Genomic DNA, 14,643 nt, shown 5'->3' with positions numbered 1-14,643 from the left:
GCAGCAATGCATGGAGCTGACCAATACTAATCGGTCGAGGGCTTATCCAAATATCTAGACGCAGATTCGTTTCGGATCCAGTTTTCAGGAATCAATTTCCTGAATGATTAATTTGATTTGGAGAGATACCCAAGTGGCTATAAGGGGACCCTCTGCTAAGGGGTTAGACTGCGTTAGCGGTGCGAGGGTTCGAATCCCTCTCTCTCCGCCATTTCAAATCATTCATTACCTTGTTATTGTGGCGGCGTAGCTCAGCTGGCTAGAGCGTACGGTTCATACCCGTGAGGTCGGGGGTTCGATCCCCTCTGCCGCTACCATACATACCCGGAGGCTTAGCTCAGCTGGGAGAGCATCTGCCTTACAAGCAGAGGGTCGGGGGTTCGAACCCCTCAGCCTCCACCATTTTTAAACTTTAGTTCCTTTTTACACCGTGCCGGTGTAGCTCAACTGGTAGAGCAACTGACTTGTAATCAGTAGGTTGGGGGTTCAAGTCCTCTCGCCGGCACCATTATTATTAAGTGGGGAACCGTGGTGTAGTTGGCCTAACATGCCTGCCTGTCACGCAGGAGATCGCGGGTTCGAATCCCGTCGGTTCCGCCATTTTTTCCACCAAACGAAGTGGGAAGTGTATGACTTACCGCTTTATTTTTATGCAACTTTATATGGCTCGATAGCTCAGTCGGTAGAGCAGAGGACTGAAAATCCTCGTGTCGGCGGTTCGAATCCGTCTCGAGCCACTTTTCTTGGGGGATTAGCGAAGCGGCCAAACGCATCAGACTGTAAATCTGCTCACGTAAGTGTTCGGTGGTTCGAATCCATCATCCCCCACCATTTTTATGAGCCATTAGCTCAGTTGGTAGAGCACCTGACTTTTAATCAGGGTGTCGAAGGTTCGAGTCCTTCATGGCTCATACGTTTACGAAAAGTCATTACCTTAGGGTAATGACTTTTTTGCTGTAATTAGGGCTTTTAACCTTCAGAAATTAGGCAAGTCCGCATGAATATGAAAAATATGATAAAATAAGCGAAAAAACAAAAGTGGTGGACTATTGTGACTATAGAGAGCGAGATATTGCGTCAAAAGCTGGAGCAGCTTACTGGGAAGAAAACCGGAATTAAGCAATTTGGAAGACAGGATTCAAAATCTCTATTCGGGTTAGGTTCACAAGAGAGTGATCAGCCGGTTATCCTCGACAGTAATATTTGGACGCCATTATACGAGAACGATGGGCGTATTACCGCAGTATCGGTGGAGATGGAAGGCTTATCTGCTATGGAGGTGCAACTGGTCCATTTTGCGGTGAGAAGCTTCGCTACTGCGCTCAAGGCTACAGGGGTTAAGGAAGAAGGGGAGATGGAGGCACTTCAGCTGAGCAAATGGCTTAATCTACAGCTAGAGCAGGAAAGGGAAGACACAGAGCTGCCAGATGATATTGCTTTGAAAAGTCGACTTTTTGGGGATATGATTCCCTTTTTACTTATAAGTGAAAATGTACATAGTGCGCCTATCTCCTACCGCTCATTGATGAAGCTGCTGCGCAGTTATTTTGACAGTACGGTTATTCTAATTCCCCTGCAGGAAAAGGAATGGCTCATTCTAGCCCGCAAGGAACTGCTTACTGATGGGGACGATAAGGAAGAGGAAGAAGAGAGTGAAGATGATCTGCTGTCACAGACCAGCATGGGTCTGCATGAGCTGATTGCCAATGAGTGGGTAGGCGTGTTCCATTTGGCGGTGGCACCTGCAATTGTACCTGTTAAAGGCTTGACCGGAGCAGTAGCACTTTTACGTGAAACTATAATATTGGGCCGTATTTTCCAAGTGGGGGAATACATTCATTTGCCATGGGAACTTCATTTGGAGCGGTTGGTTAATAGTATTCCCGATGCACGGCGTAGACAGTTGCTTGGACAGATTGGAGACTACACCTCCGTTTTATCGGATAAAGAAATGCTGCTGACTTTAGAGACTTTTTTTGAAATGGAATGCAATGTAAGTGAGACCGCTAAAAAATTATATATACATCGAAATACATTGCTTTACCGTCTGGACAAGATCAAACAGGAGACAGGTGCGGATGTACGAAGCTTTGGGGATGCTGCAATTGTGAAGTTGACCATGCTTTTGTATAAAGTGACGAAAAGGAAATAATTTTTTTGTGAAGGTTACAAATAGCCAGCCCACAGTGTGTGGGGTAAGATAGGTGTACGGAAAAGAAATCTTCGAACTTCAATAATTGATCCGAGGGGGAAAATTAAATGGCAGGCGTACGTTTAGAGCACATTACAAAAAAATACCCAGGTTCTGATAAAGCAACAGTAGCAGATATCAATCTTGATATTAAAGATAAGGAATTTCTAGTATTGGTAGGACCATCCGGTTGCGGTAAATCAACAACACTACGGATGATCGCTGGCTTGGAGGAAATTTCCGAAGGTAAAATGTTCATCGGCGACCGCGTTGTTAATGACGTAGCACCGAAAGACCGCGATATCGCGATGGTATTCCAATCTTATGCCCTTTATCCGCATATGAGCGTATACCAAAACATGGCGTTTGGTTTGAAACTGCGTAAAGTTAAAAAAGATGAAATCGATAAAAAGGTTCGCGATGCTGCAAAAATTCTCGATATCGAGCATTTGCTTGAGCGTAAACCTAAAGCTCTTTCCGGTGGTCAACGCCAACGTGTAGCTTTGGGACGCGCGATTGTCCGCGATCCACAAGTATTCTTGATGGATGAGCCTTTGTCCAACTTGGATGCTAAACTTCGTGGTCAAATGCGTGCTGAAATCACTAAACTGGTTAAGCGCCTTGAAACTACTTGTATCTATGTAACGCATGACCAAACAGAAGCTATGACAATGGGTGACCGTATCGTAGTTATGTATGATGGTATCATTCAACAAGCAGCTTCTCCTGAAGTGCTTTACAATGAACCTACAAACTTGTTCGTAGCCGGCTTTATCGGTTCCCCAACAATGAACTTTATCAGTGGTACATTGTCAGAAGCTAACGGAAGCGTTCGTTTCCGCGCAGAGAACCTTGATGTTGAAGTACCGGGCGGAAAAGCTCAAATCATCCGCAGCAAAGGTTACATCGGTAAAGAAGTTGTTATGGGAGTTCGTCCAGAAGATATCCATGAAGAACCAGTATTCTTGGAAGCTTCACCAAACACAATCTTCACATCGTTGGTTGATGTAACTGAAAACCTGGGTCATGAAATGTTGCTCTACTTGAGCGGTCTTGGCAGCAGCACTGTTATTGCCCGTGTAGACGGTCGTTCTACTACTCGCGAAGGCAGCAAGCCTAAGCTGGCAGTAGACATGAACAAGGTACACTTCTTCGACAAAACTTCCGAACTTAACATTCTATTGGGATAAGACCCTACGTCTTTTCTCCTTTCAGAAAGCCACCCGAAAGGGTGGCTTTTTTTGATGAATACAAAAGGAATAATAATGAACGGGAACTCCGCAGCATAGGGCGTTATGATTGCATTCATGGTCGTTATCAATTAAGATAGCAGGAGAATTACCTCCGGCAGAAAGATGATACATCACTAAAAGGTGCAGGAGAAGCGGACAAAAACCGCAGGGGACGAAAGGACGAATATACATGGCTAAGAAAGTAAAAGTATCTGAATTGGTACAGCATTTTCAATTAGAAGTCATTTCCGGACAGGAGGGTCTCAAGAGACCCATTACAGTTGACGATTTGAATCGTCCCGGGTTGGAGATGGCTGGTTATTTCGAATATTATCCAGAAGAACGTGTTCAACTGCTCGGTAAGACGGAGTTGGCTTTCTTCTCTATGCTGCCAGAAGAAGAAAGAATTAGCCGAATTCGGGGGATTTGCAATGATAATACACCTTGTATTGTCATTACCCGTTCTTTGGAAGTCCCGCAGGAATTAATAGATATAAGTAATGAGAAGGGCCTGCCTGTACTTCGGAGCACAATGGCTACCACGATTTTTTCTAGCCGACTGACTAGCTTTCTGGAAGGTAAATTAGCACCAACCGCCACTATTCATGGTGTACTCTGTGACGTATATGGTGTAGGCATGTTGATCACAGGAAGTAGCGGGATTGGTAAGAGTGAGACTGCGTTGGAGCTTGTTAAACGCGGCCATCGCCTAATTGCAGACGATGCTGTAGAAATCCGCCAAACCTCTGATAACCAGCTGCATGGTACGGCACCTGAATTGATCCGTCACCTGCTGGAAATTCGCGGAGTGGGTATTATTAATGTGATGACTTTGTTTGGTGCGGGGGCGATTCGTAATCATAAACGTATTACACTTGTGGTTCGACTGGAAGCCTGGCAGCAAGATAAACAATATGATCGTCTGGGTCTAGATGAAGAGACTACACGTATTATTGATACGGATATTCCGTTGGTTACAATTCCTGTACGTCCAGGACGTAACCTTGCCGTTATTATTGAAGTAGCAGCGATGAACTATCGCTTAAAGCAAATGGGCTTTAATGCAGCTTTGCAATTTACCAATAAGCTAACTGCCACCATTTCTGAAGATATGGACGATATGGATTAGGAGAGTGAGAGAATGTTTCCACTGGCTTTAGATCCGATTGTTTTTTCAGTTGGATCAATACCCGTTCACTGGTACGGTTTGATTTTAGGTTTTGGCGCATTGGTGGGATTATTTCTTGTAATCCGTGAAGGCAGACGTTATGGTATTCCACAGGAATTTTTCATGGATATGCTGCTTCTTGGCTTTCCCTCAGCGATTGTTGGGGCGCGGATTTACTACGTAGCTTTTAAATGGAATGAATACAAGGATAACCCTCTGGATGTATTTAAAATCTGGAACGGTGGCATTGCCATCTTCGGTGCATTAATCGGTGCGATCATTTGTGGAATTATCTATTTCCGATACAAAGGATACCCTTTCTGGCGAATAATTGATATTTGTGCACCTGGACTGCTGGCAGGGCAAATGATCGGCCGTTGGGGAAATTTTATCAACCAAGAGGCATACGGCCGAGTTGTCGAGGAGTCTTTCCTGCGTGACAAGCTTCATTTGCCTGACTTCATCGTAAACCAGATGTACATAAATGATGGCTTAAGTGAAGCCTTTCGTCATCCGACCTTTTTGTATGAATCTTTATGGAGTCTGATTGGCATCTTACTGCTACTGGTACTGCGCCGCCAAAGATTTTTACGCGCGGGAGAGTTGTTCCTATCCTACTTCATCTGGTATTCCATCGGACGTTTCTTCATTGAACCTTTACGTACAGACAGCTTGGCGTTTAATGGCAGTAGCGGTGTCGAAGCTCTTGTAAACGGTCTTTGGAGTCCAATGAAATGGTTGGGCTTCGAGCAAGGCTATCTTGATCCGGCCTACGGAAATGTTCGTATTTCCCAGTTGCTATCTTTACTCATTGCTATAGCAGCAATTGTTCTGATTATAATCCGTCGAGTAAGCGGGCAGCCAAAGGCACATTACTCAGACCCTATTATAAGCTCCAAAACACCGGCTTCAGATACACTAATGCCTGAAGGTGCGGAGAACACGCCGCGAAAAGTTCTACCTAACAGCCCTAGTGAGACCAAGCAGCCGGATGGGGAAGACAAAAAGGAGTAATAGAATAATATGATAGAATGCGTCCTCTTTGATCTGGACGGAACCATTGTTGACACGAACGAGCTGATTATAAATTCGTTCATGCATGCGTTGAAGCAGAATGCCCTTACACCTCTTAGCCGGGAGCAGATCATACCCCATATGGGAACGACCCTTCAGCAGCAGATGAGAGCTTTTTCAGGTCTTGAGGATGTTAGCAAGCTTGAACTGTCCTACCGTGAGTTTAATTATGAGCATCACGATGCCCTGGTCCGGCCGTTTCCGCAGGTCAATGAGACCATGGAGGAACTGCGCCGGCGTGGAATTAAGATGGGCATCGTAACGACCAAGATTCGTCCAACAACGATTAAAGCGTTGGAGATGTTCGATTTACTGCAGTACATGGATACCATTGTGACAGTTAACGATGTAACAGAGCCTAAACCTCACCCGGAGCCTGTACTCACTGCGGTTCGTAACCTGGGAGTAGATCTTCGAAAGACACTTATGGTGGGTGACAGCGCTGTTGATATCCAATCGGCAAAGACTGCTGGTGTTTATACTGCGGCTGTGGCCTGGTCGCTCAAAGGTGAGGAGACCCTCCGTAAATATGAGCCCGACTATATCATCCATGATATGACTGAGATATTAGCTATCGTAGAGCAGGGGACGAATGAATAGTGAGAAAAGTTACCCGCTATCCTGTAGAAGGCCATAATTCCTTGTGGTATATCTACCGCACGGTCAGTCCATGGAAGGGTGTTAAGAATTTTATTTTCATCCAAATTGCCCGCTACTGCCCGATATTATCGGTGAAGAATTGGATATACCGCCGAATTCTTGGGATGAAGGTTGGGCGGCATACGGCATTTGGGCTAATGGCGATGGTTGATGTATTTTTTCCGGAAAAAATAACGGTTGGAGAGAATTCAATTATCGGCTATAACACAACTATCCTGGCACATGAGTACTTAATCAAGGAATATCGCTTGGGCGAAGTTCTTATTGGTGAAAATGTATTGATCGGTGCCAACTGCACCATACTCCCCGGGGTAACCATTGGAGACGGTGCGATTGTAGCTGCGGGTTCGGTGGTCCATAAGGATGTTGCCGCTGGAGCTTTTGTCGGTGGAAATCCCTTGCGTGAACTAAGAGTAGGATCATCCATTGGAGATGTGGAAGACTTGTGAATACGTCGGATTCCCTGCAGGTTATTTTGCGTGTTGGAGCGCAACTCCTGCAGGTTTTTTGGCGTCTTACATCATGATAATAAAATCACGGTTTTTCGGAGCAACTTACATCAGAATATCAGTATGGTATTCATCACGGGCAGGCTTCCTGATAACAGATAAACTTCCGATTTTTATATCTCTATGAACGGACACCTTAGTAGAGAAGGGGAATTTAATTGAATCCTGTGAAACAAGAAAGGCTGCCCCAATTAGATATTTTTCGGGCATTGGCTATTTTGGGGGTGCTCCATGTGCACTCTTCATCTTTTGCCGCTGGGGAGCAAGCACTACAATCGCCTTATTATTACTGGATTAATGCAATCAATATCTTTTTCAAGTTTGGCACGCCTTCTTTTATTTTTCTCAGCAGCTTTGTTTTGTTTTACAATTATTACGGTCGGCCCGTTACACGAAGCCTTATTGCTAATTTTTATCGCCGCCGCCTGATGTTTATTCTATTACCCTATTTACTAGCTTCTATAGGCTATTATGGGCTAACTTTATATGTAAACGGTCAAATGTCGTGGAGTGTGGGGGAGAATCTGCTCCGATTTCTAAAAGCTTTGTTCACCGGGAACGCGTATGCCCACTTGTATTTTGTATTTATAAGCATCCAGTTTTATGTACTGTTCCCACTAGTGCTAAAGCTCCTGCAAGGTTCGCGTCAGCTCACCCGTTGGGTGATTCCTATTGGCCTCGGCCTTCAGTGGGGATTCATTATATGGAACAAGTACCAGCTTCATGTTGTAGAAAAGGGCAGCTTGGCTATTTCGTATTTTGCGTATTACATGATGGGGGCTTATATTGCCATTCATTTCGAGGAGATTAAAAAGTGGCTCTTCACTCCTTGGAGACAACTGCCTAAGCTGCTAAAGAGTCTCACGGGTCTACTTTTTTCTAGTTGGCTAATCGCCGCCTTTATACATATTCAGTTGTGGTACGAGGGGCGGCATAATGGGGTATGGACCAATTCGTTATGGTACGAGCTATTATGGAATGTACACACGATGCTGTCAGCGTTGGTATTACTGTATCTAACCTTTCTTATTCACCGTAAGGCTCCACGGGCTATCGTTGGTTTTTTAACACGTCTAGGAGAGTTATCCTTTGCTATTTATCTCATTCATCCGTTATTGTTGGCAATATACCGGCGTTTTCGCTATAATATCTCCCCGGATTCGTTGACTTATGTTCTTTTCGTATATGGGGGATTAGTGGTTGCGCTTGGCGGGAGCTGGCTGATGGTGCAGGTTGCGTTCCGTCGGATTCGTCCGGCATGGATCATCTTTGGGAGTGTACCACGTTCACTGGCTCCCTCTCCTAGAGGTAAGCCGGTACCTGAATCACTGGGCGAGGATAAGCGAAGCGCCAGATCATCAACGGATGAGGGATCCAAGAAAACACTTGGTGGTTAAGTGCTAAATGTACTATACTTTCATCTTCAGATACGGAGTGGAGCAGGAGGAAGGAACTTTGAGTCAAAAAGAACGAATTCCGCAGTTGGATATTTTCCGGGCGGTCGCTATTCTGGCAGTGCTTGCTATCCATGCGACCTCGCGTACATTAAGTGAGATGCTGGATACGTCGTTATTTCATCCCTTTCTTTTCATTAACAAGTTCAGCCAGTTTGCAGTACCATCTTTTGTTTTTCTGAGCGGGTTTGTCTTATTCTACAATTATATAGATCGGCCTTTGAATGGGAGAATGCTGGGCAAGTTCTATGGTAAAAGGTTGCTTTATATTATTGTGCCTTATGTGGTTTTCTCATTGCTGTATTTTATATTGAAAATGTATGCGGGGAACACGTGGAATCTGCCTGCAGAAGAACAGATCAATAAGCTGGGCAAATATTTGTTAAAAGGGACTGCGTATACGCATTTGTATTACGTCATTCTTATTTTTCAGTTCTATGTGCTGTTTCCATTATTTTTATGGTGTATGCAAAAGAGCCGCCGGGTTGCCGCTTGGGCGCCTTTGATCGGATTGCTAATGCAATGGGGTTTTGTCCTTCTAAATAGATATATGACTAGAAATGGCTATTGGGAGCTGTCTAAGGGCAGTCTCGCTATTACGTATTTTTCGTATTTCCTGTTGGGGGCTGCCATTGCTATTTACTATTCCTCATTGAAAAAATGGCTTATTCCTTCGCGTGAGGGATGGCGCTCTGGAAAAGGCATCGCCTGGGTCAGCCTGTGGGCAGCATGGGTTGCAGCAGGGATCGTACATGTTGAACTCTGGTTCAGCAGCTATACAAAGGGTACAGTCATAAACAGTTTGTGGTATGAGGCGTTCTCGAATTTACACGCTCTTCTGTCATGTCTGGTGTTGATGCAGCTCTCATTTCTTCTATATGGATGGGGACACAGTAGATTGGCTGTATTGTTAAGCTCAATAGGCGCTTGCTCCTTCGGCATTTACTTGCTGCATCCGGCACTGCTCTATTTCTATAGAGAAATTCCGTTTCATGGAGGTTCTCTCGCCTATACTGCCGCTATTGCCGGGGGCTGGCTTGTTGCACTGCTCGGTTCATGGCTGGTTGTGGCATTGGCCTTCCGTTATGTGAAGCTCTCTTGGATCTTGTTCGGATCCGTTCCTCAGAAACCGGACTCCAGGGTGAAGAGAATAGTTACGGATACGTCAGTCAAAGCTCAAGGATAAGGACGAGAATGGGTTATACGGTGATATTTTATAATTAGGTGATCATTTAAATAAAAGCGTCAGCTTTCCGCCTAAGTGGAGGAGCTGACGCTTTTTGTGTCTCCTTTATTACTTAACGAAGTCTCTTTGAAATTTGGCGATGGCTTCATATTGGCTCTCTAAGTTGCGGTAAACGGAAATATAAATAGGCAGCAGATGTTTGTATACGGTGGCATGTTCCTCGATGGGTTCATGCTTATGGGTGGATCCGATCATATCAAATACGACTTCCAGGGTATCTGTCATTCCAGTTGCGTACATTCCGAGTACAACTGCCCCTAGGCAAGAGCTCTCAAAGCTCTCGGGAACGACTACCTCCTGGTCAAAAATATCCGCCATCATCTGCCGCCATAACGCGGAGCGGGCAAAGCCGCCGGTAGCCAAAATCTGCTTAGGGCGACCAATCTGCTCCTCCATTGCCAAGAGAACCGTGTATAGATTAAATATTACACCCTCAAGTACGGAGCGGATCATATGCTCCTTCCGGTGGCTCATGGTTAATCCGAAGAAGGAGCCTCGTGCATCGGGGTTCCATAAAGGCGCTCTTTCGCCAGTTAAGTAGGGGTGAAAGAGCAGTCCGTCACTTCCTGGGGATACCTGCTCCGCGATCCGCGTCAAGACATCGTAGGGATCAATGCCAAGCCGCTTGGCTGTCTCCACTTCAGAGGCTGCGAATTCATCACGCACCCAACGGAACAGCATTCCACCATTGTTAACCGGTCCGCCGATGACCCAGTGGTTCTCCGTTAGTGCATAGCAGAAAATTCGACCTTTCGGATCGATCACCGGACGGTCTACAACGGTACGAATAGCACCGCTTGTGCCGATGGTAGCTGCTACAACACCCGGTTTAATCGCTCCTACTCCAAGATTGGAGAGGACACCATCGGTTGCGCCTATTACAAACTTTGTAGTAGGCAGCAGACCAAGCTCTTCTGCCTTTCCAGGTAATAGTCCCTGTAAAACATAGGTAGTGGGAACGAGCCTGGAGAGGCGTTCTTCTGTAATGCCTGCAATCTCCAACGCTTCTGCATCCCAGTCCAGATTCACTAGGTTAAGCATACCCGTAGAGGATGCAATGGAGTGATCCACAACATATTCACCGAATAGCTTGGCAAACACGTATTCTTTAATGGAGATGAATTTATAGGCTCTATGAAAAAGTTCCGGTTGATCCTCCCGGAGCCACATTAGCTTAGTAATAGGTGACATAGGATGAATAGGTGTACCGGTACGAAGGTAAAGCTCATGACCGTTAAGCTCGTTCTTCAAGCGCCGGGCACATTCAGCACTTCGATTGTCTGCCCAGGTAATACAAGGGGTAAGAGGATTGCCCTCCTGATCCACGGCGATAACACTATGCATTGCAGAGCTGAAAGAGACGAAGTTAATCTGTTCAGGCCGGGCGCCGCCTTGGTGTACAACCTTGGAGATGGTGTTAATGACCGCATGCAGAATTTGCTCGGGGTCCTGTTCGGCGATGGCCGGTGAAGGTTTATGGAGCGGATAGCCTTCATCGGCCCCGGCGATAATGCGTCCATTCTCCTGAAATAAAATAGCTTTTGTACTTGTAGTTCCAATATCAACGCCAATCATATAGGGTGGATTCATCCGTCAGCCTTCTTTCACAAATGTAGCCGAGCGGGTGGATTTGATAGCTCAGCCGTCCCGCTCCTACATTTAATTTTGACTAGCAGGTTCCTTAAACAATTACGCTCAGGAGCATAATGAAGGCCAATGCTACTACAGAGAGGATGGTCTCCATTACTGTCCAGGTCTTAAGTGTCTGTACTACAGTCATCCCGAAGAATTCCTTGATCATCCAAAAGCCGGCATCATTAACATGAGAAAGCACCAGTGAACCTGCTCCTGTTGCTAACACAACCAATTCAATATTAACACCGGTGCTCACGGCAAGAACAGGAGCTATAATTCCAGCAGCCGTTGTCATTGCTACAGTAGCTGAACCTGTAGCGACACGGATTAAAGCGGCAACAAGCCAAGCGAAGAAAATAATATTAACATGGGATTGGGTGGCAAGTGAAGCTATGGCTCCGCCGACACCACTGTCTATCAGCACCTGCTTAAAGGCGCCCCCGCCCCCGATGATAAGAATAATCGTTGCGGTTGGTGCCAAACATTCATTGGTAAAACGCGAAATGTCTTCTTTATTGAAGCCTCTTGCAAACCCTAATGAGAAGAATGAGAAAACCGCAGAGATCAACAGCGCAACGACTTCATGACCAATAAACTTAGCGAAAGGTGTAAATCCATGAACGGCTTCCGGGTCAAGAATGTCAGCTACAGATCCGATCAGCATCAAAATAACCGGAAGCAAAATCGTTAGCAGAGTGATGCCAAAGCCAGGCAAATCACGCACGCTTTTTGCAGCAAATTGCTCGGCCAGTTTGGCGGGCGGTTCAACCTGTATGCGCTTGCCTATGAATTTACCGAAAAGAGGACCCGCAATAATAGCTGTAGGTAAACCCACTATCATCGAGTATAGAATCGTCTTACCCAGATTTGCACCGTAGGCACCAATTGCGATCATAGGAGCGGGATGCGGCGGAACCAGTCCGTGAACGGTGGAGAGACCGGCGAGAATCGGAATTCCGATTTGCAGGAGGGGCATCTTTGTTTTTCGAGCTACCATAAAGACAACTGGAATAAGCAGAATGACACCGACTTCAAAAAACACAGGAATCCCTACAACAAACCCGACAAGCATCATTGCCCAATGGACACGTTTCTCCCCAAACCGGTCGACCAGCGTATTGGCAATACGCTCTGCACCCCCGGATTCGGCCATCATTTTACCCAACATCGTTCCTAAACCTATGACAATGGCTATGGTTCCAAGAGTTCCGCCAAGACCGCCGGTAATGGACTTGATGAGGCTCTGGTATTCCATGCCGGACAGCAGACCCAGGAACAACGCAGAGACAAGCAAGGTTACAAACGGATTCCATTTGTATTTAGCGATAAGCATAACCAGAAAAACAATGACAATCAATGTCCAGACTAACAAAGTCGTATTATGACTTAGACCGAATAAGCTTTCCATCGTATGATAGACCTTCTAAAGTTGATGTCGCATCTACATTGAGTATCAAAAGCTATAATTACCAATGTGAAGAGAGATTACCCGATAATGTTAAATTGTATACTTGTCGACAACTAAGTTCGAAAAAAGTAAGTGGTTCTATATGGATATAGCGGGGCGCTTTCGCATACTACCTGCCCTTGTTAAGGCAGGCTGCGAATGAGTGTTTCACCAGAATCTGCAAAGTACTCCTGGACAACCCTGCGAATAGTTTCGGCATCTCCGGAACGAAGACCATCGATAACTGTCCGATGTTTGTCAGCGACCCAATTCATACGCTCTTCGCCAGTTTCGAAGCCTTTTTCAGTAGTGATTAGAATGACCGTCATCACAATGTGGCGAATGCTGTTCCACAAATGCAGGATTCTTGAATGATTGGCCTCCGTGATGATGGCTTCATGAAAGGAGAAATCCTGATGCGCAAAGTCCACAAAATTATTATGCTTTACGGCCAACTTCATTTTGTCGATACTCTGCTCAAGCTGTGAGATCAATGCTTCATGGTTGCCTTCTGCCAGCTTCTGCTGTGCAAAGCTTTCAATAAGATAACGTACATCATAAAGTTCTTCAACATCCTTCAAATTCAATCCGATGACCACAGCACCCATCCTCTCCAGACGGATTAATCCCTCTATGGACAATGATTTAAGCGCTTCCCGAACAGGGGAACGGCTAGTGCCGAAATCTGCGGCAATCCGATTCTCCGAAAGAATCTCTCCGGGTTTAATCTTTTCATTTATAATTTGCAGCCTGAGTTCACAGGCGATTGATTCCCCGAGAGAGGATCCTTGCAGCCAGGCGGAAGGATATTGCATTTTGACTCGACTCCTCTATGCGTGATTGGTATGTATACTGCAAAAGATGTGGTTCTCCATCGATTTTAGCATACTATGTCTTCACGGTTCCATCGGTTTAAGAGTCGTGGGCCTTCCTGAAGTATTTTCAACCTGTACTGATTAGTTATCCGGCACTACAGCGTGACCGCCAAATTCGTTACGAAGTGCAGCTACGACCTTCCCGTGGAACGTATTCTCCTCCAAAGAGCGATACCGCATTAGAAGGGAGAGGGCGATGACCGGCGTGCTGGCCTCCAAATCAAGAGCAGTCTGTACTGTCCATTTACCTTCCCCGGAGCTTTGCATAACACCCTTTATGCCGGACAGCTTCGGATCCTTGGAAAAAGCACTCTGGGTAAGTTCCATCAGCCAGCTTCGAATCACGGAACCGTTAGACCATACACGGGCTACATCTTCATAGTTGAAGTCAAAGCTGCTTTTTTCTAAAAGCTCAAAGCCCTCCGCTATGGATTGCATCATCCCGTATTCAATACCATTATGGATCATTTTCAGGAAATGCCCGCTGCCGTTGGTTCCTGCATACAGATAACCCTGATCTACCGCCAGATCTCGAAAAAGAGGTTCTATAGTTGTAAAGATCTCACGGTTTCCTCCGATCATGAAGCAGGCGCCAAATTCAGCTCCTTCGGTTCCGCCGGAAGTACCTGCATCGAAGAAATGGATTCCCAGAGGTTCCAGCCGTTCTGCGCGGGCGATGGACTCTTTATAATGAGAATTCCCGCCTTCTATAATAATATCTCCTTCATCCAATAGCCCGGCAAGCGTGTCAATTACACCTTCTACTACGGGCCCAGCGGGAACCATTACCCATACCATTCGGGGCCGTTCCAACTTAGCCACCAAGTCTTCTACACTAGAGGACGGAATAGCACCCTGCTGAGCGAGCTGTTCTCCTCTCTCCGGATTGAGATCGCTTACCACAATTTGATGCCCATGACTTAGTAAGTTTAATACCAGATTAAAGCCCATTTTTCCGAGACCAATCATACCGAGTTTCATTTCGCACTCACTCCTCAAATGTTCTCACTTGCATTGATGTATACTTGTCGACAACTTTGTTTGTATCTTACTCCTGCTCACCTACATTTGTAAAGAGTAATTTGTAAGCGCTCCATAAATCTCCATGACAGGCTGTACGTGCCTAGTGTAGAACAGGTATATTATTAACAG

At 45.8% G+C, this 14,643-nt stretch carries 12 protein-coding genes and 8 tRNA genes; 16 read left to right on the top strand and 4 right to left on the bottom strand.

Annotated features, from left to right (window positions below):
* The first annotated feature begins 119 nt into the window (after positions 1-119).
* The 16 genes from J2T20_RS24560 to J2T20_RS24485 all read left to right on the top strand — a co-directional run bounded on the left by J2T20_RS24560 (position 120) and on the right by J2T20_RS24485 (position 9,474).
* Positions 120-211 (top strand) — tRNA-Ser (locus tag J2T20_RS24560).
* Between the two features lie 29 nt (positions 212-240).
* Positions 241-317: transfer RNA gene (locus J2T20_RS24555), tRNA-Met, on the top strand.
* Positions 318-326: 9 nt separating this feature from the next.
* Positions 327-402: transfer RNA gene (locus J2T20_RS24550), tRNA-Val, on the top strand.
* Between the two features lie 30 nt (positions 403-432).
* A tRNA-Thr gene (locus J2T20_RS24545) sits at positions 433-508 on the top strand.
* Positions 509-522: 14 nt separating this feature from the next.
* Positions 523-600, top strand: a tRNA-Asp gene (locus tag J2T20_RS24540).
* Between the two features lie 64 nt (positions 601-664).
* A tRNA-Phe gene (locus J2T20_RS24535) sits at positions 665-737 on the top strand.
* A gap of 8 nt (positions 738-745) precedes the next feature.
* Positions 746-831, top strand: a tRNA-Tyr gene (locus tag J2T20_RS24530).
* 7 nt (positions 832-838) lie between these two features.
* Positions 839-911 (top strand) — tRNA-Lys (locus J2T20_RS24525).
* Between the two features lie 140 nt (positions 912-1,051).
* The gene (locus tag J2T20_RS24520; RefSeq protein WP_307592463.1) at positions 1,052-2,152 is read left to right on the top strand and encodes a PucR family transcriptional regulator; all 1,101 of its coding nucleotides are present in this window, start codon (positions 1,052-1,054) and stop codon (positions 2,150-2,152) included.
* A gap of 107 nt (positions 2,153-2,259) precedes the next feature.
* Positions 2,260-3,381 carry an ABC transporter ATP-binding protein gene (locus J2T20_RS24515; RefSeq protein WP_307592461.1) on the top strand — a complete coding sequence of 374 codons (1,122 nt, stop codon included), beginning with the start codon at positions 2,260-2,262 and terminating at the stop codon, positions 3,379-3,381.
* A gap of 232 nt (positions 3,382-3,613) precedes the next feature.
* On the top strand, positions 3,614-4,552 hold the full coding sequence (gene hprK / locus J2T20_RS24510; RefSeq protein WP_307592459.1) for an HPr(Ser) kinase/phosphatase: 939 nt from the start codon (positions 3,614-3,616) through the stop codon (positions 4,550-4,552).
* A 12-nt stretch (positions 4,553-4,564) separates the two neighbouring features.
* On the top strand, positions 4,565-5,605 hold the full coding sequence (lgt, locus tag J2T20_RS24505) for a prolipoprotein diacylglyceryl transferase (protein WP_307592457.1): 1,041 nt from the start codon (positions 4,565-4,567) through the stop codon (positions 5,603-5,605).
* 9 nt (positions 5,606-5,614) lie between these two features.
* Positions 5,615-6,265: a pyrophosphatase PpaX gene (ppaX, locus tag J2T20_RS24500; protein WP_307592455.1), complete on the top strand. Its 651-nt coding sequence runs from the start codon at positions 5,615-5,617 to the stop codon at positions 6,263-6,265.
* Entirely contained in the window at positions 6,265-6,774 is a 510-nt protein-coding gene (locus J2T20_RS24495) for an acyltransferase (RefSeq protein ID WP_307592454.1), read from the top strand. Before ppaX ends, J2T20_RS24495 begins: the two co-directional genes overlap by 1 nt.
* A 227-nt stretch (positions 6,775-7,001) precedes the next feature.
* Complete coding sequence (locus tag J2T20_RS24490) at positions 7,002-8,231, top strand: acyltransferase (protein ID WP_307592467.1); 1,230 nt, start codon at positions 7,002-7,004, stop codon at positions 8,229-8,231.
* A gap of 58 nt (positions 8,232-8,289) precedes the next feature.
* A complete protein-coding gene (locus tag J2T20_RS24485) occupies positions 8,290-9,474 on the top strand; it encodes an acyltransferase (RefSeq protein WP_307592452.1) in 1,185 nt (394 codons plus the stop codon).
* A 108-nt stretch (positions 9,475-9,582) separates the two neighbouring features.
* Here J2T20_RS24485 and gntK read toward each other — a convergent pair whose 3' ends face one another.
* The 4 genes from gntK to gnd form a co-directional block, all read right to left on the bottom strand.
* Positions 9,583-11,124 carry a gluconokinase gene (gene gntK, locus J2T20_RS24480; protein ID WP_307592450.1) on the bottom strand — a complete coding sequence of 514 codons (1,542 nt, stop codon included), beginning with the start codon at positions 11,122-11,124 and terminating at the stop codon, positions 9,583-9,585.
* Positions 11,125-11,215: 91 nt separating this feature from the next.
* Positions 11,216-12,577, bottom strand: coding sequence for a GntP family permease (locus J2T20_RS24475; RefSeq protein ID WP_307592448.1), 1,362 nt, complete (start codon positions 12,575-12,577; stop codon positions 11,216-11,218).
* A 182-nt stretch (positions 12,578-12,759) separates the two neighbouring features.
* Positions 12,760-13,431, bottom strand: coding sequence for a GntR family transcriptional regulator (locus J2T20_RS24470; RefSeq protein ID WP_307592446.1), 672 nt, complete (start codon positions 13,429-13,431; stop codon positions 12,760-12,762).
* A 141-nt stretch (positions 13,432-13,572) separates the two neighbouring features.
* Positions 13,573-14,472, bottom strand: coding sequence for a phosphogluconate dehydrogenase (NAD(+)-dependent, decarboxylating) (gene gnd, locus J2T20_RS24465; protein WP_307592444.1), 900 nt, complete (start codon positions 14,470-14,472; stop codon positions 13,573-13,575).
* Between the last annotated feature and the right edge of the window lie 171 nt (positions 14,473-14,643).

This window comes from Paenibacillus wynnii (assembly GCF_030812855.1).
Classification (GTDB): domain Bacteria; phylum Bacillota; class Bacilli; order Paenibacillales; family Paenibacillaceae; genus Paenibacillus_AQ; species Paenibacillus_AQ wynnii_A.
Note: the sequence above shows the minus strand (reverse complement) of the source record. Positions and strands in the feature narration are given on the sequence as shown.

What these genes read in the sequence shown, in the direction of transcription:
- J2T20_RS24515 (WP_307592461.1), top strand. Translation starts at nt 2,260, where the DNA reads ATGGCAGGCGTACGTTTAGAGCACATTACAAAAAAATACCCAGGTTCT.
- hprK (WP_307592459.1), top strand. Translation starts at nt 3,614, where the DNA reads ATGGCTAAGAAAGTAAAAGTATCTGAATTGGTACAGCATTTTCAATTA.
- lgt (WP_307592457.1), top strand. Translation starts at nt 4,565, where the DNA reads ATGTTTCCACTGGCTTTAGATCCGATTGTTTTTTCAGTTGGATCAATA.
- ppaX (WP_307592455.1), top strand. Translation starts at nt 5,615, where the DNA reads ATGATAGAATGCGTCCTCTTTGATCTGGACGGAACCATTGTTGACACG.
- gntK (WP_307592450.1), bottom strand. Translation starts at nt 11,124, where the DNA reads ATGAATCCACCCTATATGATTGGCGTTGATATTGGAACTACAAGTACA.
- J2T20_RS24475 (WP_307592448.1), bottom strand. Translation starts at nt 12,577, where the DNA reads ATGGAAAGCTTATTCGGTCTAAGTCATAATACGACTTTGTTAGTCTGG.
- J2T20_RS24470 (WP_307592446.1), bottom strand. Translation starts at nt 13,431, where the DNA reads ATGCAATATCCTTCCGCCTGGCTGCAAGGATCCTCTCTCGGGGAATCA.
- gnd (WP_307592444.1), bottom strand. Translation starts at nt 14,472, where the DNA reads ATGAAACTCGGTATGATTGGTCTCGGAAAAATGGGCTTTAATCTGGTA.